23 protein-coding genes are annotated in these 21,862 nt (G+C 59.3%); 13 read left to right on the top strand and 10 right to left on the bottom strand.

The genetic code is table 11. The annotated features are described in order from the left end of the window. Positions 1–45 precede the first annotated feature (45 nt). The gene (locus tag GYA95_RS09205; RefSeq protein WP_015270297.1) at positions 46–882 is read left to right on the top strand and encodes an IclR family transcriptional regulator; all 837 of its coding nucleotides are present in this window, start codon (positions 46–48) and stop codon (positions 880–882) included. 612 nt (positions 883–1,494) lie between these two features. Next, on the top strand, positions 1,495–2,745 hold the full coding sequence (locus tag GYA95_RS09200) for an MFS transporter (protein ID WP_226989615.1): 1,251 nt from the start codon (positions 1,495–1,497) through the stop codon (positions 2,743–2,745). 448 nt (positions 2,746–3,193) lie between these two features. Here GYA95_RS09200 and arfB read toward each other — a convergent pair whose 3' ends face one another. Continuing rightward, positions 3,194–3,607: an alternative ribosome rescue aminoacyl-tRNA hydrolase ArfB gene (arfB, locus tag GYA95_RS09195; RefSeq protein ID WP_015270295.1), complete on the bottom strand. Its 414-nt coding sequence runs from the start codon at positions 3,605–3,607 to the stop codon at positions 3,194–3,196. Between the two features lie 77 nt (positions 3,608–3,684). Beyond that, positions 3,685–4,107, bottom strand: a complete 423-nt coding sequence (locus GYA95_RS09190) for a PA0061/PA0062 family lipoprotein (protein ID WP_015270294.1) — start codon at positions 4,105–4,107, stop codon at positions 3,685–3,687. A 165-nt stretch (positions 4,108–4,272) separates the two neighbouring features. Between GYA95_RS09190 and GYA95_RS09185 the strand changes: the two genes are divergently transcribed. Further along, positions 4,273–5,250, top strand: a complete 978-nt coding sequence (locus GYA95_RS09185; RefSeq protein WP_224765923.1) for a LysR family transcriptional regulator — start codon at positions 4,273–4,275, stop codon at positions 5,248–5,250. Between the two features lie 20 nt (positions 5,251–5,270). Here GYA95_RS09185 and GYA95_RS09180 read toward each other — a convergent pair whose 3' ends face one another. Next, positions 5,271–5,732: a Rid family hydrolase gene (locus tag GYA95_RS09180; protein WP_015270292.1), complete on the bottom strand. Its 462-nt coding sequence runs from the start codon at positions 5,730–5,732 to the stop codon at positions 5,271–5,273. A 263-nt stretch (positions 5,733–5,995) separates the two neighbouring features. Between GYA95_RS09180 and GYA95_RS09175 the strand changes: the two genes are divergently transcribed. Together GYA95_RS09175 and GYA95_RS09170 are read left to right on the top strand one after the other, a co-directional pair. Further along, positions 5,996–6,682 (top strand): hydrolase, encoded by a 687-nt coding sequence (locus GYA95_RS09175; protein WP_013972601.1) that lies wholly within the window; start codon positions 5,996–5,998, stop codon positions 6,680–6,682. Positions 6,683–6,855: 173 nt separating this feature from the next. After that, the gene (locus GYA95_RS09170) at positions 6,856–7,308 is read left to right on the top strand and encodes a helix-turn-helix domain-containing protein (RefSeq protein WP_015270291.1); all 453 of its coding nucleotides are present in this window, start codon (positions 6,856–6,858) and stop codon (positions 7,306–7,308) included. A 47-nt stretch (positions 7,309–7,355) separates the two neighbouring features. Here the strand turns inward: GYA95_RS09170 and GYA95_RS09165 are convergent, their stop codons facing one another. Further along, a complete protein-coding gene (locus GYA95_RS09165) occupies positions 7,356–7,835 on the bottom strand; it encodes an Lrp/AsnC family transcriptional regulator (RefSeq protein ID WP_015270290.1) in 480 nt (159 codons plus the stop codon). A gap of 159 nt (positions 7,836–7,994) precedes the next feature. On the opposite strand from GYA95_RS09165, the gene GYA95_RS09160 reads away from it, so the two are divergent. The 5 genes from GYA95_RS09160 to GYA95_RS09140 all read left to right on the top strand — a co-directional run bounded on the left by GYA95_RS09160 (position 7,995) and on the right by GYA95_RS09140 (position 14,210). Continuing rightward, the gene (locus tag GYA95_RS09160; protein WP_174824248.1) at positions 7,995–9,821 is read left to right on the top strand and encodes a tyrosinase family protein; all 1,827 of its coding nucleotides are present in this window, start codon (positions 7,995–7,997) and stop codon (positions 9,819–9,821) included. Beyond that, positions 9,818–11,554, top strand: coding sequence for a hypothetical protein (locus GYA95_RS09155; protein WP_161551375.1), 1,737 nt, complete (start codon positions 9,818–9,820; stop codon positions 11,552–11,554). Before GYA95_RS09160 ends, GYA95_RS09155 begins: the two co-directional genes overlap by 4 nt. A gap of 79 nt (positions 11,555–11,633) precedes the next feature. Continuing rightward, the gene (locus GYA95_RS09150; RefSeq protein ID WP_015270287.1) at positions 11,634–13,238 is read left to right on the top strand and encodes a hypothetical protein; all 1,605 of its coding nucleotides are present in this window, start codon (positions 11,634–11,636) and stop codon (positions 13,236–13,238) included. Positions 13,239–13,450: 212 nt separating this feature from the next. Further along, complete coding sequence (locus tag GYA95_RS09145) at positions 13,451–13,663, top strand: hypothetical protein (protein ID WP_015270286.1); 213 nt, start codon at positions 13,451–13,453, stop codon at positions 13,661–13,663. A gap of 259 nt (positions 13,664–13,922) precedes the next feature. Further along, entirely contained in the window at positions 13,923–14,210 is a 288-nt protein-coding gene (locus GYA95_RS09140) for an NUDIX domain-containing protein (RefSeq protein ID WP_015270285.1), read from the top strand. A gap of 45 nt (positions 14,211–14,255) precedes the next feature. Here the strand turns inward: GYA95_RS09140 and GYA95_RS09135 are convergent, their stop codons facing one another. Further along, positions 14,256–15,209, bottom strand: coding sequence for a GlxA family transcriptional regulator (locus tag GYA95_RS09135; RefSeq protein WP_015270284.1), 954 nt, complete (start codon positions 15,207–15,209; stop codon positions 14,256–14,258). A gap of 106 nt (positions 15,210–15,315) precedes the next feature. Here GYA95_RS09135 and GYA95_RS09130 point away from each other — a divergent pair, with 106 nt between their 5' ends. The 3 genes from GYA95_RS09130 (at position 15,316) to GYA95_RS09120 (ending at position 18,078) form a co-directional block, all read left to right on the top strand. After that, on the top strand, positions 15,316–16,113 hold the full coding sequence (locus GYA95_RS09130; RefSeq protein ID WP_015270283.1) for an SDR family NAD(P)-dependent oxidoreductase: 798 nt from the start codon (positions 15,316–15,318) through the stop codon (positions 16,111–16,113). Positions 16,114–16,133: 20 nt separating this feature from the next. After that, positions 16,134–16,898 carry an SDR family oxidoreductase gene (locus GYA95_RS09125; protein ID WP_015270282.1) on the top strand — a complete coding sequence of 255 codons (765 nt, stop codon included), beginning with the start codon at positions 16,134–16,136 and terminating at the stop codon, positions 16,896–16,898. Between the two features lie 172 nt (positions 16,899–17,070). Further along, positions 17,071–18,078 carry a zinc-binding alcohol dehydrogenase family protein gene (locus tag GYA95_RS09120; protein ID WP_015270281.1) on the top strand — a complete coding sequence of 336 codons (1,008 nt, stop codon included), beginning with the start codon at positions 17,071–17,073 and terminating at the stop codon, positions 18,076–18,078. A gap of 49 nt (positions 18,079–18,127) precedes the next feature. Here GYA95_RS09120 and GYA95_RS09115 read toward each other — a convergent pair whose 3' ends face one another. From GYA95_RS09115 to GYA95_RS09095, 5 genes are all read right to left on the bottom strand, one after another. Further along, entirely contained in the window at positions 18,128–19,102 is a 975-nt protein-coding gene (locus GYA95_RS09115) for a LysR family transcriptional regulator (protein ID WP_015270280.1), read from the bottom strand. An 83-nt stretch (positions 19,103–19,185) separates the two neighbouring features. Further along, positions 19,186–19,992 carry a DUF3618 domain-containing protein gene (locus GYA95_RS09110; RefSeq protein ID WP_015270279.1) on the bottom strand — a complete coding sequence of 269 codons (807 nt, stop codon included), beginning with the start codon at positions 19,990–19,992 and terminating at the stop codon, positions 19,186–19,188. Beyond that, positions 19,989–20,417 (bottom strand): phage holin family protein, encoded by a 429-nt coding sequence (locus GYA95_RS09105; RefSeq protein WP_015270278.1) that lies wholly within the window; start codon positions 20,415–20,417, stop codon positions 19,989–19,991. The genes GYA95_RS09110 and GYA95_RS09105 overlap by 4 nt, the downstream gene beginning before the upstream one ends. Next, complete coding sequence (locus GYA95_RS09100) at positions 20,417–21,004, bottom strand: hypothetical protein (protein WP_043935605.1); 588 nt, start codon at positions 21,002–21,004, stop codon at positions 20,417–20,419. The genes GYA95_RS09105 and GYA95_RS09100 overlap by 1 nt, the downstream gene beginning before the upstream one ends. A gap of 241 nt (positions 21,005–21,245) precedes the next feature. Continuing rightward, positions 21,246–21,770, bottom strand: a complete 525-nt coding sequence (locus GYA95_RS09095; RefSeq protein WP_015270276.1) for a hypothetical protein — start codon at positions 21,768–21,770, stop codon at positions 21,246–21,248. Between the last annotated feature and the right edge of the window lie 92 nt (positions 21,771–21,862).

Below are 21,862 nucleotides of genomic sequence, written 5' to 3'. Positions count from 1 at the left end.
AGCAATGAGCCAAGCTTGATTCCAATCTGAGGGAGAGTGATTTTCATGACAACGCGACCGTTCCACCTATTGGAACATGGCGAGAGCGGCCTTACCTCCCCTCACATTCCCGGGCAAGGCAAGGCACCGCTCAATCGCTCGCTGGAGCGCGGGCTAGATATTCTTCGCGCCTTCAGACCTGGCAGCGAACATCTGACCAATGGGGACCTGAGCGAGATCACCGGACTATCAAAGTCCACTGTCAGCAGGCTTACACAGACCCTCGTACGGTCTGGTTTCCTGGATTTCGACAGTATTTCCAGGGGCTACAGGCTAGCGCCTTCGGTACTTGGCATGGCTCACTCCATGTACCACGGCAGCTTTCTGCTTCAAGTCGCTACGCCTCTGATGGCCCAGGTGGCGCGAGACCATCAAGTGAATGTTGGCCTAGCCGCAGCGGACGGCGACGAGATGATCTACCTCGAGTCGATACGTTTTAGTAAACGCAAATCTCCGCGAAACGTACTGACCGGCCAGCGGCTGCCCATGGAAATGACATCTTTGGGTAGAGCCTATCTCTCGATCCTGAACGACGCGCAACGACGGCCCCTGATCGAGCTGTTCAGATCAAGACGATGCGAAGCCAGAGCTGAACAGCTCATATCAGATATCGAGGCCGCGATTACCGATGTAGAAAACAACGGCTATTGCGTTGCTTCATGGCAGCCTGAAGTCATCGCTATCGCTACCCCACTGAACCACCCGGTCTACAAGACACACGCTCTGAACATCAGCCTTTCAACGGTCGAAGCTCCCGAAGGAGTCATCGATCGGTATGCTCCAATCCTCCTGTCGCTCGCAGAATCCATCCGAGCATCACTCAACCAGCCCGGGGACGAGTGAGCGGAGAGCATAACTACGCGAGCACTGCCCTTTTGCCCAATCTTCATACAACCGACCAAAAAAAACCGCCTAGCAAACCCGCACGGTAGCTAAGCGGTGTGAGAAAGCCCTGGGCATTAACCAGATGTCATCACCAAGTACTGGAAAAACCTGCCCCTTCAGCGGAACTTAGCAGTTGGCATAAGCCCGATTTGCGAATTTAGCATTGGCATCGCCCATCTCCATTGGCTGTTCCAGAGCCATGACATGCCTGACGCTCCAGAAAACCTAGCCTTTGGCGTTCAGCTCAATCCCAAGCATGAATTTCAACATGTGGGGACCACAGTCCATAGTTAGTCTTGAAGCACCCATATTTTATGTTCATGGCTTGTCAGGGCGACCCGAAGGATAAGTAACAACAAAAAAACAACAAATGCTTTGTTTTCATAAGTAACGATACCAATTAAGCATGGTCCGGGCATGCCGAAAAGTTATAGCAAGTCATGGCTAAAAGGTTTTGGCACTGATCGTTTTCTCTGCTCTATGCTGCCCGACCCTGCCCCTACAAAAATAACGGTTACCTAAATGACAACCTTGACTGCACCCATCGCGCAGGAAAGAGATCCTGCCGAAATACGCGCGTGTAAAAAAGCTGCAATACGACTTATACCGCTACTAGCGCTTGCTTACTTCTTCAACTATTTGGATCGCACAAACGTAGGATTCGCTTCACTAACGATGAACGACGATCTCGGGCTCACAGCGTCGCAGTTTGGCTTTGCTGCAGGGATCTTCTACTTAGGTTACTGTATATTTGAGGTGCCAAGTAATCTGGCACTCTATAAATACGGTGCACGTCGCTGGCTTGCGAGAATCATGATTACCTGGGGATTGTTTGCCGCCGCCACCTCCCTTGCACAAGGCCCTACCAGCTATGCCGCGATTAGGTTACTTGCTGGGATTGCCGAAGCAGGTTTCTTCCCTGGCGTGATCTTCTTCCTTTCGTTGTGGTTCCCCGCTCATTACCGCACGAAGGTCATGGCTTGGTTTCTCTTCGCGATTCCAATGTCCTCCGTGCTCGGCGGCCCCTTGTCTGCCGCCATGTTGGAAATGGATGGTATCTGGGGCTTTGCAGGGTGGCAGTGGTTGCTTGTCTTGCAGGGTCTTCCGGCATGTTTCCTGGGACTCTTGTGTTTGCGTTTGCTGGCCGACAAGCCAGCTGATGCGCACTGGCTCACTCCTGAGGAGAAGCAGGCACTTCAGGCAGTTCTTGATGCCGAGCATGAATCTAAGAGCGCACACAGCTTTAAACAGTCGCTCAAGGATCCGCGGGTTTGGTTGCTCGCAGGAATCCTCTTCAGCTACATCATTGGTATCCTAGGTATCGGTGTTTGGCTTCCACAGATCCTCAAGAGTCACAACTTGACCAATATGCAAATCGGGTGGATCTCGGCTGCCCCTTATGTGATTGCAAGCGCAGCCATGTTGATCTGGGCAAAAGTGCTCGCCAGGAAAAGACGCTACATTCTGCACCTTGCACTAACATGCGGCACGGGCGCGGCTGGCTTCATTTTCTCTGTGGTTTACAGTGACTTACTTCCAGCTCTATTCGGGCTCACAGTAGCATTGATTGGACTCTGCTCCGTGCGGACCTGTTTCTACAGCATCCCGTCGACATTTTTGAGCAAGCAAGCCGCCGCTGGGGGTATTGCTTTCATCAACGCGACTGGCAGCCTTGGTGGCTTAGTAGGACCTTACGCAGTCGGCTGGCTCAAGGATGTCACTGGATCCTTCAGCGCCGGCTTGATGGGCATGGCATTCATGCTTTGCTTGGCTACCGTGCTGACCATCGTTCTTAGCTTCATGGTCAAGGAGAGAAAATAGACGGCTGACTAGGTGATACCGCATGCAGGTGGCCCATGAATAACCTGCATGCGGGGGAGCATTGACCTTACTGGCGACATCCTTCGAGGATGACCGCTTTCGACCCAGAGCTGCCTTTCGGACCTTTCGGAGGGTAGCTTACAATTCGAAGCTGGCGGTGACTGATACCGTAAAACTAGCGACTGGCAGTTGTCCTTTCTAACCAGTCAGCACGAGCCATCTCCCATATTTCGACCTCCATAGGACCAGATACAAAATCCCCTGCCCGCACGTAAGGACGGCGGAGAAGACTAGGTCTATGAACATCAGTCGATGAACAAGCACGTTAATCTCTAGAGCGGTTAGCCAGTAATTTCAGGCTTTTGAGCTGCTTATGAACACCTGACATCGCCCACTTGTTAAATGACGTATTTGGACGCGCACGTTCATAATCTCTTTCACCCAGAGCCTAGAACTCCACCTTGCCTCGACCCGCCTTGACAGTGCTGCGCCTGGCTTTTCCTTCGAGGCGACGGGTCTTCGAGCCGAGGGTTGGCTTGGTGGGACGGCGTTTCTTCTCGGTCTTGCCGGCATTGATGATCAACTCGGCAAGGCGCGCCAGTGCATCCGCACGGTTCTGCTCCTGTGTGCGGTATTGTTGCGCCTTGATGATCAACACGCCGTCGCCGGTGATGCGATTGTCACGCAGCGCCAACAACCGCTCCTTGTAAAACTCGGGTAGCGACGAGGCAGTGATGTCGAAGCGCAGATGCACGGCGCTGGACACCTTGTTGACATTCTGCCCACCTGCGCCTTGCGCGCGGATGTATGTCAGTTCGATTTCGGCGTCTGGCAGGTGCACATTATTAGAGATGGTCAGCATGGCATGGCCCTTGTGATTCCCCTCCATTATCCAGGGTCGCCAAGCAACCATGCCAGTCATTGATGTACGCAGCACCATCACATCAGGCAATAGAACTCCGTAACCTCTGCCACAATCTCTCCCTTCGCATCATAAAGCCTCGCCTCTGGCGTCATGGCCATGGAGCGGGCCTCGAGCACGTAGCGCTGCCCAGCCTTGAAATGCTCGTAGTCGAGGGTCAGGTAGCATTGCCTTACCGTGGTGCCTCCCATCAGGCTGATGCCACCGCCACCATTTACTTCGTAGTCGAACCTGACGACCAATTCATGGCTGCCGGGGCTGACCTCAAAGAAGCGCCCGTCGCGCAGGCGTTGTTTATCCAGGCGTTCGGCCAACAGCACACGGTCATTCGGGAATGGCGTCGAGAGATCGACCCAAGCCATCTGTGGGTTGGCAGTTGGCATCGGCGCCTGGCAACCAGCAAATGCAGCGATCGCCAACAACAGTGTCAACTTGCGCATGAGTAATTCCCCAAAGACTCTCGGCTCAACAGACAGGATAACGCCGACAAGTGTTGAGTGTGCATGAAGGGACGACCGAAGCCCCCTCCTTCGCCTTCATGCTGATACTTGGTTCACGCAGCCCCTTCTCGTATGATCGTTGCAATCTGATCTGGAACGGATTTCGTGAAGTCGTCACCTGGAAATGCCCCAACTGCCCCGGCTACCCCCAAGGACGTGAAATGGAACGTGGGCGAGGCTGCCAACCAGCTCTCCTGGGACGACCTGCGGATCATCAAAACGCTCAGTGAGTGTGGCAATCGCGCTGCCACAGCCAAGAAGCTCGGCATCAACGTGTCCACCGTCTCCCGCAGGGTCTCCCAGGTTGAAAAAACACTTGGCGTAGCCTTGTTCGATCACCGCAAATCGGGCTATCTGCTCACCATCGAGGGTGCGGAATTGCGTGCCCTCGCCGAGCGCGTGGAGCTGGACATCGTCAGCGTGACGCGACGCGTTTCGCGCGCCGGCCAGGGGCCACTCGGAAAGCTTCGTATCACTACCAGCGACTCACTGCTGCTTTACTTCCTCACCCCCATCATCGCGGACTTCAAGGCCCTCAATGAAGGCATCACGATTGAGGTGCTGGTGGGCAACGAATCACTGAGCCTTGCGCGAGACGAATCGGATATAGCGGTTCGGGCGACCAGGAAACCCGCCGAAAGCCTGGTGGGCCGCAAACTGGCCACAATCGCCTGGGCTCCGTACGGCAGCAGCAACCACACATCGCCTACTCCTCTGTTCACTGAAGGCCAGGCATGGGTTTCCTATTCCGCAGCGCTACGCGGCCTCAAGGCAACGAGCTATGTCGAAAACAGGGTCGCAGCCGAGTGCATCTCGTACCGCACCGATTCGGTTGCGGCGGCAAGTGCTGCAATCGCGGCTGGCCTGGGAGTGGGTTTCTTGCCCTGCATGCTGGGTGATATCACGCCTGGACTTGAACGCGTCGGCCCGGTGGTGCCGGAGCTGCAGGATGAGCTGTGGCTGCTGACGCACCAGGACATCCGCAAATCGTGGCGAGTCAAAGCGTTCATGACGTTCTGTGCAGCTGCCGTTGCCAACCAGAAGCCGTTGATCGAGGGCCAACTGGTACTCCCGGTCACGTAGAGCGAAACCGGGAGTGCGGGTCACTCTGCGTGTGAGCCAAGTACCGCTTTGCAGGCGATTTCGATCAGCTGTGGGCGCTGGGCAAGCCTCGATACGCCGATGATGTTGCTGGCGCATTGAGGCCGTTCCGTGCCGTAGGCGGCCTTGCGCACCTTGCCGACCACGGCAAAGGCCGCGTCCATGTCCAGTACGTAGAGCGTCTCTTCCACGACATCTTCAAGCGTCGCTCCGTATAGCGCGAGCAGCTTGGCAATATTGTCGTAGGCGGCGCGCATCTGATCCCCCATCGAAGAGAAATCACAGGGCCTGCCGTCACGATCCAAGGGTGCCGGCGCGACCAGGTTCCCTTCCTCGTCATGATTGAACTGGCCCGATACGTAGATCTCGTCCCCTACCCGCCGTGCCTGCGGATACCCGTAGGAATTCTCCCACGGAACGCCCCAATAGGCGGTTTGTTTGTTGAGTGGTTGTGAAGCTGCCATCGCTTTCTCCTGGCGTAAACCGGATCAGGTAGATCCGCGTTTGCGTGCGAATACTAGCAACAGGATGAACAAACGAAGGGCGCATTAATGCGCCTTTGAGAGCGCAAAAGTGCGCCACCGCTTCGCTCTGCGATTGGCTATCTTGTTCTCGGACTCAAGCAACGGGCATCACTGAGGACGTCATCCAGTGCCTCAGCACAGCCTGCAGAAAGCAGGCGCCGTGACTTGTGCGATGACCATCATCCAGCTGACAGGGAACACAAATGAACAATCCGAAAACTGAAGTACTGACCCCATTCAACAGCCAGCTGATCTTCATCGATCAGCAGCCACAGATGGCCTTCGGCGTCCAGAGCATCGACCGCCAGACGCTGAAGAATAACACCGTGGGCCTGGCCAAGGCAGCCAGGATTTTCAATGTGCCCACCACCATCACGACGGTCGAGACTGAAAGCTTCTCTGGGCACACCTACCCCGAGCTGCTCGCCGTCTTCCCCGACGCTCCGCTGCTGGAGCGAACCTCCATGAACTCCTGGGATGACCAGAAGGTGCGTGACGCGCTGAAGAAAAACGGGCGCAACAAGATCATCGTTTCCGGCCTGTGGACGGAGGTGTGCAACACCACCTTCGCGCTGTCGGCGATGAACGATGCCGGCTATGAAATCTACATGGTTGCCGACGCCTCCGGTGGCACCACCAAGGAAGCCCACGACTACGCCATGCAGCGCATGATTCAGGCAGGCGTGGTTCCGGTGACCTGGCAACAAGTGCTGCTGGAGTGGCAGCGCGACTGGAAAAACCGCGATACCTACGATGCCGTCATGGCACTGGTGAAAGAACACTCCGGCGCCTACGGCATGGGTGTCGACTATGCCTACACCATGGTGCACAAAGCACCAGAGCGCGTTCAACACGGCCCAACCCTGGCCCCGGTTGCTGCTGCTGTCTGACCATTGCCAGCCCCTGCCTCCAGGGGCTGTTCATTGACCCGCTGATGGATACGCCGGCTGGCTGAGCCAGGCCATCGAATCGAGCGTTATCGTCTGTAGCCCGCCCGCGGCTGCAGTGGCCTGCTCTGCCCACTCGAAATGTGCGTGCCCACTTCATTGATTAATGGATTTGTATGAACAGCGATCACTGCACTGTGCTGGCGACTGTCGCACTGAAAACGACCGGGCTCCTCAAGCCCTGGCAGGTCACGACTGCCAAGAGGTTGATGCTGGAGAACCTGGACACCGGCATAACGGTTACGGAACTCGCCCAAGCCTGCTCGCTGTCGCGTAGCCATTTCACACGAATGTTCAGGGATACCCTGCATGTGCCCCCGCAGCAGTGGATGCGTGAACAACGCTTGCGCAAAAGCAAGGAACTACTGGGGGGCTCGGGAATGATGCTCGCTGAGATCGCACTGGAGTGCGGTTTCTGCGATCAGTCCCACTTCTGTCGCACATTCGTCAAGGCCGAGGGAATGTCGCCGCAGGCTTGGCAGCGACAAGCGTCCATTCAAACTGAGCCTTTGCTCAATCAAGGAGCACATCTGTACTCTTCCGACGGTACGGCAGCAATCTACCTCTGAATAAATGCTGAGTATCACGAGCGGTTCAAGGTACCGCGCTAGCTTTGTCAGGCATCGACAGCCTGCTGCAGCCCTCCTCCCAGCGGCAATTCGTACGATTTCTTTACCGTGCGCACCACCAACGTCGAGGAGTAAGTGCGAATCGGAATATCTCGGTAGGTGTCGAGAAACCGGTAGATATAGTCGGTGTACTCGGTGGCATCGCGAAACTTGGCAACCATCACGAAGTCGAACTCGCCCGTCATCAGGTAACAGTCCTGAATCTCCGGGTGGCTGGCCAGGATGTGCTGCATCTTGCGGTCAATGTCGTTGCTGTCGCGGTCCAGCTTCACCAGAAAGAAGGCAGTCACCTGAATGCCAAGCTTGCGCTCGTCCAGTATCGCGACCTTGGCCTTGATGATGCCTGCGCTCCCCAGGCGCCTGATACGCCGGTAGCAACTGGTGGAAGACAGCCCAACGCTGTCGCTCAGCAACTCCAGATTCTGGCTGCAATCCTTTTGCAGCTTTCCCAGAATCTTCAGATCCATGGCGTCTGTCATTTTTCACGTGTCTTCCCTGAAAAACTGCAATGAATCCGCCGCAAGAACGCGCCAATTTGCACGATTCCCTGCGCGTCAGCTCTTTACCATCAACTGAGCTTAGCAGCCCGGCCGAATATGGCCTGCGGGGCGCATGAGAGGGACCTTATGATCATCGCGAAACCGACATGGACCGCGGACATCCACGGCCTTTTTACCGCTCCCTACTGGATCCCCGCTGCGCAGCGCGCGGCCGTGGCAGCCTCGTGGACCGGGTGCATGAACGCCTATTTCGTCTACCTGGACGACCCGGACTCGGTCAAAACCTGGTCAGAAACCATCTACCAGCACCTGGCCTCGCGCAACATGCCGCTGACCCTCGACCAGCAACAGTTCTGGCCGATCGATGCGCTGGAAACCTTCAGGTTGTGGGTCAACCAGGGCTGGCGCCTGGACGCCGATTCTCCCTTCGACCTGGCCGAACGCATTCCGCCACCAGACCTGCCGCAATCGGTCAGGCGGGTGAGAAAGGACATCCGCGCCCTGACCCTTGAGGAACTGAACCTGTACCGCGCCCGCCTGGACGATGTAATGCAGGTGGGCGACCCCGACAGTGGTTCGCCCTGGCAACGTTACGCCTACATCCACACCAACTGGTGCCTGCATTATCAGGAGGCGTTTGCCCTCTGGCACCGGGCCTACCTGTTGTATCTGGAACAACTGATCGACTGTGCCATTCCCTATTGGGACTGGATGGCCGAAGACGCCAGCGTCGACGGCAGCCCACAGGCCGGCCTGCCCCAGGCTTTTCTCGATGAAACCTATGTGCACCCGCACACCGGCGAAACCCGGCCCAACCCCTTGCGCTACGCGGCCGCCAAGGATGGTTGTTCGAAAGTGTGCGCCAGCGGTGCGGTCAAAGGGGTGGACTGCCGGTATGTGCAACGCGACCGGTTGTTCTACACCCACGGTGACGACTCGCGTTCGGAGCGCACCCGTTTGTTCGGCATGAGCCGGATTTTCCAGCAACAGGTGGTGGATGCCCTGAAGTTCACCACCTTCAGCCAACCACAGGGTGTGCCCGGTTATCCGTGGGCCAACATCCCGGTGTTCGACCCGCCCCAGAAGGACAGCCTGTACCCCAATCGTGCCCTCAACTTCGACGGCCTTTACGAGCAACCCCACGACAACTATCACGGCTGGATCGGCGGCGACATGGCCGACAACGCCTACACCGCCTTCGACCCGGTGTTCTGCTCCTACCACGCCAACATCGACCGCATGCTCGAGGTATGGATCAGGGCCAACCCCGGGGCGCAATTCACCACGCAGTGCCTGCTCCAGCCGTTCTCCGGTCACGATGCCACGCAGCTCACATTCACCAGCGCCGACGCCTGGCGCTACACCACCATCGGCGACATGGCCCAGGACAGCCGGCACATCGGCTACGACTACGGCGTGCCGGTGGCCCCACAATTCGGCGCGCCCAAGGCGGCCACCGGCGCCTGCTGCAAGCACAGCGCAACAGCCGGGCCTGCCGCGGGCAACGCCGCAGGGCCCGGGCCGTGGGTGGTGTTCGATCATGTGCGCTGCACCCATGACACCTATCTGATCGATGTCTTTCTCGACCAGCCCGACGCTGCCACGCAGCACATCAGCGCCGACAACCCCCATTACGTGGGGCGCTTCAGCCGTATCGGCATGGGGCTGGTGGACGACAAGGGCCGATGCATCACCCACGGCGTGTCCCGCGCACTGAATGCGGCCCGCAACGCCGCTGCGCTGGGCCTTGCCCGCGGCGACGCGGTGCAGTTGTCGCTGGTGGTGACCCACCTCGACAGCGGCCGCGTGCTGACGCCTGACGAATACATGACCTTGCCCGGTTTCATCGCCCAACTGGTGTGGGACGACCCGCGCCAGACCCTCGCCGGCCCGCCCCCGGTCGCCGGCTGCTGCTCTGCTTCCACCTCACGCACATCAGGAGAACCGACATGAGCGCGCCCTTCAAGCAGTTCACCTCTCCCGCCGGCCAAGCCCCCAAGGACTACAACAAGCTGGGCCTGGAAGATCAGTTGCCGCAGTTTGAAACCGACTGGAACAACAACCTCACCGGCTGGACCGAATCGTCGATCATCGGCAACCCCTGGTCGGGCCTGAACGACGCCCCCCGCTCGGGTTACTACAACCCGCTGGTGGAAGGTTTCGGCGACGTGACCGCCCCGGCGATCACCTGGGCGCCCTTCCCCAACCGGCTCTGGACGTTCTTCTACAACAACGGTGCGGCGGTCATTCCCCAGCTGGGTGGCAAGGCCATGACCCTGGACCAGGTGATGGCGTTGACCGACCACGGCCAGATCACGCTCGACAACACCCTCTACATGCTCTACGACCCCAACAAGCAAGGTACTGTGCTGCAACTGCCGGCCAAGCGCTGCCCGAGCATCGACTGGAACGGCAAGTACACGGCGTTCTCGCCTTCCGGCCCGCGGGGCTGGCTCGACGAGTACTGCGAGTGGTCGATCGTACGCGATGCCAACGGCAACATGCGCAAGATCACCTTCACCTGCGAAAACCCCGCGTACTTCCTGACCATGTGGCGCATCGACCCGAACGCAGTGCTGGGCCTGTACCGCGACTACATCGACCCGAACGTGCAACTCGAAGACCTGTACCTGCGCTACACCGTCGACTGCCCGACCGGCAAGGCCGGCGACCCGGTCATCGACCCCACCACCGGCAAGCCGGCCTATGACACCGTCAACAAATGGAACGCCGGAACGGCCTGTGTGCCCGGCCAGTACGGCGGTGCGATGCACCTGACCTCCGGCCCCAATACCCTCAGCGCCGAGGTGTACCTGGCCGCCGCCGCCACCATCCTGCGCCCGGTGAGCAGCAGTCAGAACGCCCAGTCGTTGATCTGCTGCGCGCAGTACGGGCAAAACTATCGCAACTCTGATCCGCACATCGGTTTCATGGCCAATACCACGGCAGTGAACAACCGACTGTCGCTGACCAACCCCATTGGCCTGTACTTGCAGCAGCCCACCGATTTCAGCGCCTGGAAGGGCCCGCAAGGCCAGGACGTGAGCCAGTACTGGCGCATCACGCGCGGTACGGCGAAGTCGGCCGCCAATGGTTCCGACCAGATCCTGCAGGCGGTGTTCGAGGTGCCGGAAAGCGCCGGCTTCTCGATCAACGACATCACCATCAACAACCAGAAGGTCAACTATGTGTGGGTCATCGCCCAACAACTGCTGGTCGGCCTGAGCGTCACCGTCAAGCCGCTCAGCACTGCGCCTCAAGCGTTCCCATGCGTGCAGGACCGGGTGGCCGGCCTGCAACCCTGGCCAGTGCAACTGCTGCCGCTGGATCTGTTCTACGGGCAATCCCCCACCGACCTGCCCGCCTGGCTTGCACCGGGTAGCAGCAACCAGTTCGTGCTGGTGGTGCAAGGTGCCGACCCGACTACCACGGCGCAGAATGCAAGGGTGCAATTCTCCAACCCTGGGGTGACGGCGCAGGTCACCCAGTACCTGCCCGACGCATCGGCCATTCCTAGCCAGACCAACTCGGGCGGCACCCAGGCCTACATTCTGACCATCACGGTCAGCCCCTCCGCAGCACCCGGCCTGGTGGCAGTGCGTGCCCTCAACCCGGGTGAAGATGTGAACGTGAGCGCGACAGACCACCCTTGGGAATCTGGCCTGGCGCTGGTGCCTGGCGCCTGAGCCACGCCACTTACGCCACTTACGCCCTTCTACCGCCGCACCTTCGGGTGCGGCTTCACAGCTTGCAAGGAGCGCAATGATGTCCAGGTCACGCTTGAGTCTTCTGTCGCTGCTGTGCGGCATTCTACTGTGCCTGTCGACCCCGCAACCCGCCACGGCGGCCACGCTGTCGGACGCCGATACCTGTGTACAGAAGCAATTGGTGTTCAACCCGGCCAGCGGGGGATTCCTGCCGGTCAACAACTTCAATGCCACCAGCCAGGCGTTCATGAACTGCTTTGGCTGGCAGTTGTTCATTGCCTTGAACTGGCCGGTGAACCCCGGTTGGCCAGCCACCGCCAGCCTGGCGGGTGAACCCGACATGCAAAGCACGCTGGCGCAGTTCGGGGTCCCCTCTGCACCGGGTCAGCCCATGAGCGTGGCCCCGGTATGGGCCAGCTACAAGGACGCCAACGACATCTTCCTGCCCGGCGCACCCACGCCTACCGGCTGGGGCGTGGAAACCCTGGTGCCGTCCGGCTGCAGCACCCAGGGTAGCCTCAAGGCGCTCAAGGTGGGCGCACGCAAGTTCATGAACGCCACCTCCGAAGGCGCGATCAATGCCTTGCACGGTTTCCACCTGTCGACCGGGACACTTGCGTCCATTCCCGACCCGGTCATGGAGGCGTCCGGCGGCTGGCTGACGGACCAGGCGGGCAAACTGGTATTTTTTGAGCGCAAGGTGGGCAAGGCCGAGTTCGACTACATCGTCGACAAGGGGCTCTACGACGCTGCCAACCAGTTGAAGGTCGCGCAAAACCTCGACGGCCAGACACCGGAGGGCCTGTCGCTGCCCATCGGCGAACCGATGCGCTCACTGCCGACCTCCCCAGTGCCACAGGAGCAACTGGGCGCGATCGAGCTCAAGGCCGCCTGGCGGGTGCTGACCGGCAAACCCGAGCTGTTCGGGCGCTACCTGACTACCGTCGCCTGGCTCAAACGCCCCGACACGCTGGAGTGCACCCAGGAGGTGGTGGGGCTGGTGGGCCTGCATATCATCAACAAGACCCAGGCTTCGCCCAACTTCATCTGGACCACCTTCGAGCAGGTGGACAACGTGCCCGAACCGGCCCAGGTCCCGCCGCAACAAACCCCGCCAAACGGGTTTGCCTTCAACAACCCTGACTGTGGCGACGGCCCCGAGTGCACACCGAACCAAGCCCGTATCCAGTGCAAGCAAACGCATCCCGACAAGGACTGCACCGATCTCTTCCCACGCGACCAGCCGGTACAGACCACCCGCGTACACCCCGTGCCCGGCGACCTGCAAGCCCTCAACAGCGCGGTACAAGCCAACTTCGCGCAGCACAGCCAAGGCAAGTCGGTGTTTCAGTACTACAAGCTGATCAACGTACTCTGGACCCTCGCCCCCAATCCGCCCAGCCCGGAACCGGGCGCCAACGCGCAAGTGCCGCTGTCGTACGGGCCGTTCATCAGCCAGGGCAACGTGCCGGTGGCCAACACCACCATGGAGACCTACGTGCAGGGTGATGACTGCAATCAGTGCCATCAGTACGCGACGATTGCCGGCAGCCCGTCATTGGCCTCGGATTTCTCTTTCCTGTTCAACAGTGCCGGCTCCGCCAGCAACAAAAGCCTGATCAAAAGCGTCAAAGCCTTCGAAACCCTCAAGGACCGCCCCTGAACCGTAAAAGGGGCGATCACCGATCGCCCCGAACAGGGATTCGCAGATGGCGCTGCCCTTCAGGCACCTTCCTGTTCACACACCAAAATCTCGTACCCCTGAAATTCATGCGTTTAGTCAGCTAGCCAAATATTCCTTGCATACCGCGCGAACGGGCCTCGGTCATAACAGTACACACAGATCTTCCTGTGTCTGACCCGAGGTAAGCGATCATGGCAAACAATCAAGACAAAGGTGGCAACCAGGGCAATGCTGACACCGGCATGGGCAACAATACTGCCGGAGCTGGCCAGCAAGGCGGCCAAGGTTCGGGGGGGCGGATGCCCGGTCAGCAGCAAGGTGGCAGCCAATCCGGCCAAAAACCTGAGGACAAGATGAACAAAGACTGGGAACGTTCCCGTGATACGGGCAGCCAGGGCGGCTAGGGTACAACCGACAAGCAGAACCAGAACCTGCAAGACAAGGACCGCATGGGTGGTCAGCAAAACCAGGCAGATGATCAGCAGCAGTGGGATAAAGAGCGCTGATAATCAGCAGCAGGCATCAGGGTGATTGCTGCCCTGATGCCACCTCCATGGTACGGGAGGGGCATGATGAACAACGCCAGAGAACGACACTCGACCGTCATTTGCCTGCAAGCAGGACGCATCCTTTTCGTGCGCAAGCAAGGCGGCTGAATGGGCGTTGCCAGGCGGGAAGATTGACCCAGGCGAGCACCACCTGGATACAGCGCAGCGCGAGCTGATGGAGGAAACTTGCCTACCCTTCAATGGTGCTCGATTCCTCAACCATTACGTGCTCGCAGGTGAGGAGCACTACCTCTATCAGCTGCCTGTTGAAGCAGGAGCAAAGCCTGCTGCAGATCATGAGATAGTCGAGTGCCGCTGGTTCACTGCCCCAGAGCTTCACGAAGTTCGTGTCAAGCCATCCAACATCGAGTTGCTTGAACGAGAACACCTGCTTCCTGTGTAGTGGATCAGAGCAAGAAAGCGCACATCCACCGGGCTGCGTGCGTTGTCATTCAACCAATACGACCCGCCGGGCATCTCTTCGCACGGCTTGAGGCGGGACACCAAAACCACGAATGAACACCTCCCGCATGTGCCGACGGTCCCTGAACCCGGTTTCCTTCGCCACCACATCCAGGCTGTGGCGACTCTGCTCGATCATCAGGCGGGCAGCCTCGAGACGCAGGCTTTCCACAGCCTTGGCGGGTGACTGACCTGTCTCGGCAGTGAAAACGCGGGTAAATTGTCGGGGGCTCAAATGCACGGACTCGGCGAGCTCTTCGACACTCAATGGACGGCTCAAATGCTTGCGCGCGTAATCCAGGGCGTTTTGTATCCGATCAGACTTCGGCGAAAGCGCCAGCAACTCGGAATGCTGCGATTGCCCTCCGGAGCGGCGCTGATGCATCACCAGCTTGCGTGCCACTGACCTGGCCATCTCGGTTCCCAGGTCTTTTTCCACCATACCCAGCGCCATGTCCAGGGCGGCGGTCATCCCGGCGGACGTCCAGATCTGCCCGTCCACAATGAAGATTCGGTCTTCTTCCACTTCGATCTGCGGGTGCAGTTCCCGCAACTTTTTCGCATAGGCCCAATGTGTCGTGGCCCGCCGGTTGTCCAGCACGCCTGCCTGAGCCAACACGAAACAGCCGGTGCACAGACCGGCAGTGCGTCGAGCGCCATCGACAAAGCCTCTGACGCTGGCCAGCACTTCCTCGCCTGGCGGAGTCAGCGGCGTCAGGGTTCCCGTGATCATCCAGGTATCAGCCAGACCAGGAGCGCCCAACGGCAGCGTGTCCATGTACATGCCCAGGGAAGAACGCACCGTGCCGCCGCCGATGGAAAAATTCTGGATCTTGTAAACCGTTTCGCCCGCGACAATGTTCGCGAACTCGAACACGGCCTGCGTCGCCAGCGACATGATCTGGAAACCTTCGGTGATGAGATAGCCGACCCGGTGCATGGTTGGAGCTCCACATTGGATGTCCTGAAAACGTACCATATGTGTCGTTTAAGACAAAGGCGACCTTCTGCATCATGGGCTCCACATCCAACAACGGAGCATGACCATGAAGCAGCAATTCAAAGGCACTGCCCTCATCACTGGCGCCTCTACCGGCATCGGTTCGATCTACGCAGAACGCTTGGCGCGTCGGGGTTACGACCTGGTGCTGGTGGCCCGCAACCGGGAGCGCCTCAATACGTTGGCCAGCCGGCTGACTACGGAAACCCGGCAGAACGTGGAGGTGTTTCCGGCAGACCTGGCAAACACGGATGACCTGGCCAAGGTAGAACGCAAATTGCGCGAGGACGCCAGTATCAGCCTGCTGGTGAACAACGCAGGCATAGGCACCCACACTAGCCTGCTGGAAAGTGATGTCGAGCGCATGGCTGAAATGATCACCCTCAACGTCACCGCCCTCACCCGCCTCACCTACGCGGCCATCCCCGGATTTGTCGCCCGTGCGCAAGGCGCCGTGATCAACATCTCGTCCGTTGTCAGCCTGGCGCCGGAGCTGCTCAATGGTGTGTACGGTGGCAGCAAGGCGTATGTCACCGCCTTTACCCAGTCCCTGCACAAGGAGCTTGCGGACAAAGGCATAAGGATCCAGGCAGTGCTGCCAGGAGCCACCGCCACCGACTTCTGGCAGATCGGCGGCTTGCCGGTCGAAAACCTTGATCCGGGTATCGTGATGTCGGCCCAGGACCTGGTGGACGGTGCCCTGCAGGACTTTGACGACGAGGTACTGATCTCTATCCCCTCGATGCATGACCTGAAGTCCTTCGAACGCTACGAGGCCAGCCGGCAAGCCCTGTTCGGCCAGCTGTCCAGCAATCAGCTTGCCCCTCGCTACAACGCCAACTGAACAATGCAAGGAGACGGATCATGAAACTTAGCGCAAACACCATTTTCATTACCGGCGGTACCTCAGGCATCGGCCGCGCTCTGGCCGAGGCATTCCACCAACGTGGCAATAAAGTGATCGTTGCGGGGCGCCGTCAGGCACTGTTGGATGAAATCGCCCAGGCCAACCCGGGGATCGATACAGTGCGCCTGGACATCAATGATCCGCAGCAGATCAAGGAGGTGGCCCAGGATGTGATCCGCCGCCATCCTGCATTGAACGTGATCATCAACAATGCCGGCGTCATGCCGTTCGACAATCCGGCTTCCGGGGACCTCGACGACGAACAAGCAGTGAGCTTGCTGCAGACCAACCTGCTCGGCCCGGTGCGCGTCAGCGCAGCCTTCGTCGAGCACCTCAAGCGCCAACCGGATGCTTGCATCATCAACAACAGTTCGGTTCTGGCCTACCTGCCGCTGGCGGCCACCGCTTTGTATTCGGCGACCAAGGCCGCCATCCACTCCTACTCACTGTCGCAGCGGTTCAGCCTGCGTGACACCAGCGTCAAGGTACTGGAAATTGCGCCACCTTGGGTGGACACCGATCTGATTCACAAGAGCGGTGATGAGCGCGCCATGCCGCTGGATGATTTTATCCAGGAAACCTTGGTCAAGCTCGAATCCGCAACCACGGAAGTCCTGGTGGATCGTGTCGTCCCGCTGCGAGCCAACCAGGGCCTGAACGAACACGAACTGATTCACCAGTTCAACCTGGCGCTGGTTGAGAACCCGATCCCTGTTGCCTGAACCCAATTCCCGAATCCCGACAACGTTGCGCAGTCTGTTGGCAACGTTCCACCACAAGGCAACTAGCCGATTTTCAGCGAAATGCGGAAAGTGTTCCGGCAATTGCCCGGTTTTTCAGGGAGGGCGACACGATTAGCCTGTTACCACTGTTTACCTGAAAGGTCACATCCCAATGAAAGCAATCGTCTACGACACCCCCGGCCTTCCCATCCAGGATTCCCGATCGTTGTACGAGCACGAACTGCCCAAACCCACGCCCGGCGCCAGGGACCTGTTGGTGGAAGTCAAAGCTATCGCAGTAAACCCGGTCGATACCAAGGTCAGAGCCAGCCGCGGCGGCGCCCAGCCCCAGGTGTTGGGATGGGATGCTGTGGGCGTCGTTCGCGAGGTCGGCGCCGAGGTGTCGTTGTTCCAGCCTGGCGACGAAGTGTTCTACGCCGGCGCGATCGACCGCCCGGGCACTTACAGCGAGTTTCACCTGGTCGACGAACGCATCGTCGGGCACAAGCCTCGTACTCTGGACAATGCCAGTGCCGCAGCCTTGCCGCTGACGTCCATCACCGCCTGGGAGCTGCTGTTCGACCGCCTGGGTGTTGAGGAAAATGGCGGCGCTGGCAAGAGCCTGCTGATCATCGGTGCCGGTGGCGGGGTTGGTTCGATCCTGGTACAGCTTGCGCGCAAGCGTACCCAGCTCAAGGTGATCGGTACCGCGTCACGGCCTGAAACCCAGGCCTGGGTCAGCGAACTCGGGGCACATCACGTCATCGACCATTCGGCATCCTTTGCCCTGCAACTGGAGCAACTCCAGCTCAACCCAGTGGATTACGTGATCAGCCTGACTCACACCGATGCGTACCTCGCGCAGATCGTCGAAGTCCTGCGCCCACAGGGCAAGCTCGCGCTGATCGATGACCCTGAGCATCTTGATGTCGTGCCGTTCAAGCGCAAATCGCTGTCGGTGCACTGGGAGCTGATGTTCACCCGCTCGCTGTACCAGACCGAGGACATGATCAAGCAGCACCATCTGCTGGAAAAAGTCTCGGCGCTGGTCGACGAAGGGGTCATCAAGACCACCGTTGGCGAGCACTTCGGCAGCATCGATGCCAGCAACCTCAAACGCGCCCATGCCCTGATCGAAAGCGGCAAGGCAAAAGGCAAGATTGTCCTGGAAGGCTTCTGAGCATTCATCCAGTCAAGGTAACCAAGGCGGGGCCATGAGCCCCGTCAGCTTATCCATCAGCAGCGATGAGCTGCTCGAAACGCTCCGCCAGAAACGCTCTGAGCACCTGCACGGCAGGTGTGAGCGAGGTTCGATGAGCGCACACCAGTTGCAACGGCGCAGGTTGGCCGTAATCCCAAGGAAACAACTCGACCAGCCGCCCAGCGCGTATGTCCGCCAGAACGTCCAGCCTGGATTTGTAAACGATCCCCAATCCTTCAACGCCCCAGCGCCGAACGACATCGGCGTCATCGCTCAAGCGGTCGCCTGTAACCTGGACGGTCTTGATTCCATCGGGCAAATGGAAACTCCATCGCTCGTAAGTCTGCTCGCCCATCACATAGCGCAGGCAATTATGCCTGCCCAGGTCTTCCAGAGCGTCTGGCGCCCCATGTCGTGCCAAGTATTGAGGTGAGGCGCAGACCGTTCTGCGATTCCCTGGGGCGAGCATCAGTGAAACGAGGCTGGAGTCTGCCAGTTGCCCATACCTGATACTCGCATCCAGTTGCTGGCCGACAAGGTCGGCCACCTGATCGCTGACCCGCAGTTGCAGCGTCACCTTGGGGTTCAACCGCTGGAAATCGTCGAGCCAGGGCAGCAGCAGATTCCTGCCAATATCCGAAGGGATGGACAGGCGAAGTGTACCCGCGATCTCATCTCGCCCTTCGGTCAGCGCCACCTCACCGGCGTCCAGTGCGTCCAAGGCCTGACGGGCATGGGGCAGATATCGCTCGCCATCATCCGAGAGCCGCAAACGCCTCGTGGAGCGCACGAACAACCTGGCACCCAGGCTGCTTTCCAGTCGCTGGACAGCCCCGCTGGCCAAGGCCGGTGAAATATCCAACAACCTGGCCGCTGCCGAGAAGCTGCCGGCAAAGGCTGTTGTGACGAAGACCTGAAGATCATCAAACCGAACTGTTTTCTTCACTGTGGCGAATTCTTGACCTGGCGCGTGAGCCAAAGCGTAGCGATATTGCGCAGCCATTCCCAGCCTGAGCCTACAACCTTCGTGATGAGCCGCCAGCCCTCTGCGCAGGCAGAGGGGCCGGCGACGCACATCCCACGGGATCAGGAATTGAAGCCCAACCCTGAGGAAAGGTCGGAGTCTGCAGGCTTGCGCTCGGCCTGTGTAGACGCTTTACCACCCACCTTGTCGAACGACTCTTCGACCGACGCCTTCACCTCGCGGCCCTTGGCCTTGAGTGTGTCGGTCAAACGATCACTGCTGGCGCCCATCAGCTGGTCTTCCTTGCGGGTAGTGGGTAATGCGGCCCCCAATGCCGCACCCAGTGCTATGCCCAAAGCGGCCAATACCAGAGGTTGCTCCTGCAGCAGGTGATCGAACTGGCCCTTCAGTGCCGTGGCCTGATCTGCGGCCTTGTGTGCCGAATGGCGCAGGGTATCCGCGGAAGCCCCCACGGAGTCGCGGGCGCCGCTGCCAAAGTCGCTGGCCCGATCGCGCATGTCATGGGCTTTCATGCGCACCTTCTGGCTGGCGTCGTGCACTGCCTCCCCCGCCTGCGCGAAAGCGCCCTTCACCGTGTCCACCGCGTCGCCGAGTTTTTCGCCCAACCCAGGCCCATGGTGCGCAGGCCCGGGGTTGAAGGGGCGGTTCTGGTTCAGGCCCAGCCAGGCCAGGCCCAATACCGTCAGGGTTGCGGGTACGGGGTTGTTCTTGAGGGTGGTGCCAAGGTTCTCGAAGAACTCGCCGCCATTGCCCTTGGCATAGGCCAGGACCCGGTCGACCATCTGGCCCGGGCTCAGGCGCTGTTCGAGGGCGTCCACCAGATCGCTGATGTGCTCGCGCTTGGCGTTGATTTCCTGCTCGAGCAAGTCAGGGTCTTTGTGCGCTTCATGTTCGAAGGAAGTGGTCATGGCAGTTTCCTCTTCAGCGTGTCCTTGTCCTGCTGCATGGCATGCAAGGTACGGTCAGGGGCCAGGTGCGTGGGTTCGAACCGTTTCTTGCCCGACTGCAACATGATGAACCCGATTACCAAGGTGACCGCGCCCACGATCAGGGCTGCCAGCCAGGGTTCGAGCACCATCGCCAAGGCGTAGACTGCCGCCAGCAACAGCATGACGAAGCCCGCCAGCATCACGATCGCACCCGCTGCCACCGCAGCCGTGCCGGCTTTGAGGGTGGCGAGGTTCTGCTGCAGCTCTGCCTTGGCCAGCGCCAGCTCCTTGGTGAACAGGTCCGGTACTTCCCGCATCAGCTGGCGCAACAAACCGCCAACACCGACGGCGTCGTCTTCCGCCGTGTGCAAGCTCGGGGTGGTATGCAAGGGTTCTTTGTTCATCATTCACCTCCTTTGAGAGGATCGCGTTCGAACGGGCTGCCACTGACCGGCGTGCCTGCACCAGGGCCGACTGGGTCGACTGGGGTGAAAGGTTCACGGGTGGATACGTCGCTACCACGATCAGGCACTGGCTGCGCGGGGCGGGACTGTTGCCAATCACCGGACGACGCAGGGGTGGTGGACTCATGGCTGGTGCTGGCTCGCATGAAACGCGATACGGCAAACCCGATCGCGACGCTACCGGCCAGGAATAGCGCCGGGTTGCTCCTGGCCAACTGAGCACCACGCTGCAGCAGGCTTTCGGCACTTTCATGGCGTACCTGTTCGGCGAACTCACCCACGCACTCTGCTGCCTGGTTCAGGTACTGCGACAGCCCGAGACTGTCCTTGCCTTGCAGCGCAGCTGCCGCCGAACGCGCACCTTCCTCGAGCGAATCAAGCTGATCGGCTGCGTTATCGCGGTAGTGTTCGAACTGCTCGCTGCCTTTGTGCCTGGCCTCGCCAAGCAGCGCACCGGCGTCATCGATCAAGGCATGTTCCTGGGTGCTACCGGGTGGAGACGTCGAGCTTTGATTAGTCTTGTCCATCGTTTCGCCCTCGAAGCTGATTGTTGGGTGGATGCCGTCTTTACTGGGGCATTCATTCGAGGGACGCAGGTGGGGCGGCAGGAGTTCAGCGTTTGTGATCTATGACACTTGTCTGGAGACCCAAAGAAAATGGCGCAATCAAACCTGGTTATTGGTACCGGAGCAAAGGCTTTGAAGGTGGCGGTAATCAGCGTCGACAACGATTGGAGTACCGCTTTGTCTCGGGGTGCAGCCGCGCCGCTCACGCCAGCTGGATGAAGACCGCGTAAATACCGAGAATCATCCAGAAGACCAGGAATATCCAAGGCGTACGCAGCGAAAATAACAACGACTTGCGGTGCCCGGCCAGGGAGGTTTCCGCCTCGCTGAACAGTGGCGATTCGTCATATGCCAGGCCCATCAATGGCTCGCTGCGCAGAAGGTGGCTCTGTTTCAATTGCCAGTGCTCGATGATCTTGTAGGCCGCGCGAATGCCCGGCCAGGCATTGAGTGAACTCAACACGCCCAGCAATGCGAGAAACGGGGGAACCACCAGCGTGAACATCTCGCCCCAGCTCTGGTTGAGGTTACTCATTGACGACACGAAGGCGATCACCAGAAACGACTGGGCAGCTAGATAGGCGTCAGTGCGGTTGGCAAGGATGCTGGTCTCGTACTGGATTTCACGGCGGTAGAAATCCAGGCGTTCCTTTGGCGAGCCGAACATGCGGGCGTTCCGCTCGCTGATCTCGTGTTCAGGGGTGCCTGGAGTGATGATTTGCGGCACGTACTGGCTCCTGAAAGTGAGAGTGATGGTGCCTCGAAACTTGGGAAGCGAACCCATGAGCGCAAGCCTGCCTGAAGACTTCAGGCAGGCCT

The sequence above is a fragment of the Pseudomonas asiatica genome (genome assembly GCF_009932335.1).
Classification (GTDB): domain Bacteria; phylum Pseudomonadota; class Gammaproteobacteria; order Pseudomonadales; family Pseudomonadaceae; genus Aquipseudomonas; species Aquipseudomonas asiatica.
The sequence above is the reverse complement of the archived record's forward strand: the minus strand, read 5'-3'. Positions and strand labels throughout refer to the sequence as shown.

What these genes read in the sequence shown, in the direction of transcription:
- GYA95_RS09205 (WP_015270297.1), top strand. Translation starts at nt 46, where the DNA reads ATGACAACGCGACCGTTCCACCTATTGGAACATGGCGAGAGCGGCCTT.
- arfB (WP_015270295.1), bottom strand. Translation starts at nt 3,607, where the DNA reads ATGCTGACCATCTCTAATAATGTGCACCTGCCAGACGCCGAAATCGAA.
- GYA95_RS09190 (WP_015270294.1), bottom strand. Translation starts at nt 4,107, where the DNA reads ATGCGCAAGTTGACACTGTTGTTGGCGATCGCTGCATTTGCTGGTTGC.
- GYA95_RS09180 (WP_015270292.1), bottom strand. Translation starts at nt 5,732, where the DNA reads ATGGCAGCTTCACAACCACTCAACAAACAAACCGCCTATTGGGGCGTT.
- GYA95_RS09175 (WP_013972601.1), top strand. Translation starts at nt 5,996, where the DNA reads ATGAACAATCCGAAAACTGAAGTACTGACCCCATTCAACAGCCAGCTG.
- GYA95_RS09170 (WP_015270291.1), top strand. Translation starts at nt 6,856, where the DNA reads ATGAACAGCGATCACTGCACTGTGCTGGCGACTGTCGCACTGAAAACG.
- GYA95_RS09165 (WP_015270290.1), bottom strand. Translation starts at nt 7,835, where the DNA reads ATGGATCTGAAGATTCTGGGAAAGCTGCAAAAGGATTGCAGCCAGAAT.
- GYA95_RS09160 (WP_174824248.1), top strand. Translation starts at nt 7,995, where the DNA reads ATGATCATCGCGAAACCGACATGGACCGCGGACATCCACGGCCTTTTT.
- GYA95_RS09155 (WP_161551375.1), top strand. Translation starts at nt 9,818, where the DNA reads ATGAGCGCGCCCTTCAAGCAGTTCACCTCTCCCGCCGGCCAAGCCCCC.
- GYA95_RS09150 (WP_015270287.1), top strand. Translation starts at nt 11,634, where the DNA reads ATGTCCAGGTCACGCTTGAGTCTTCTGTCGCTGCTGTGCGGCATTCTA.
- GYA95_RS09145 (WP_015270286.1), top strand. Translation starts at nt 13,451, where the DNA reads ATGGCAAACAATCAAGACAAAGGTGGCAACCAGGGCAATGCTGACACC.
- GYA95_RS09135 (WP_015270284.1), bottom strand. Translation starts at nt 15,209, where the DNA reads ATGCACCGGGTCGGCTATCTCATCACCGAAGGTTTCCAGATCATGTCG.
- GYA95_RS09130 (WP_015270283.1), top strand. Translation starts at nt 15,316, where the DNA reads ATGAAGCAGCAATTCAAAGGCACTGCCCTCATCACTGGCGCCTCTACC.
- GYA95_RS09125 (WP_015270282.1), top strand. Translation starts at nt 16,134, where the DNA reads ATGAAACTTAGCGCAAACACCATTTTCATTACCGGCGGTACCTCAGGC.
- GYA95_RS09120 (WP_015270281.1), top strand. Translation starts at nt 17,071, where the DNA reads ATGAAAGCAATCGTCTACGACACCCCCGGCCTTCCCATCCAGGATTCC.
- GYA95_RS09115 (WP_015270280.1), bottom strand. Translation starts at nt 19,102, where the DNA reads ATGGCTGCGCAATATCGCTACGCTTTGGCTCACGCGCCAGGTCAAGAA.
- GYA95_RS09110 (WP_015270279.1), bottom strand. Translation starts at nt 19,992, where the DNA reads ATGACCACTTCCTTCGAACATGAAGCGCACAAAGACCCTGACTTGCTC.
- GYA95_RS09105 (WP_015270278.1), bottom strand. Translation starts at nt 20,417, where the DNA reads ATGAACAAAGAACCCTTGCATACCACCCCGAGCTTGCACACGGCGGAA.
- GYA95_RS09100 (WP_043935605.1), bottom strand. Translation starts at nt 21,004, where the DNA reads ATGGACAAGACTAATCAAAGCTCGACGTCTCCACCCGGTAGCACCCAG.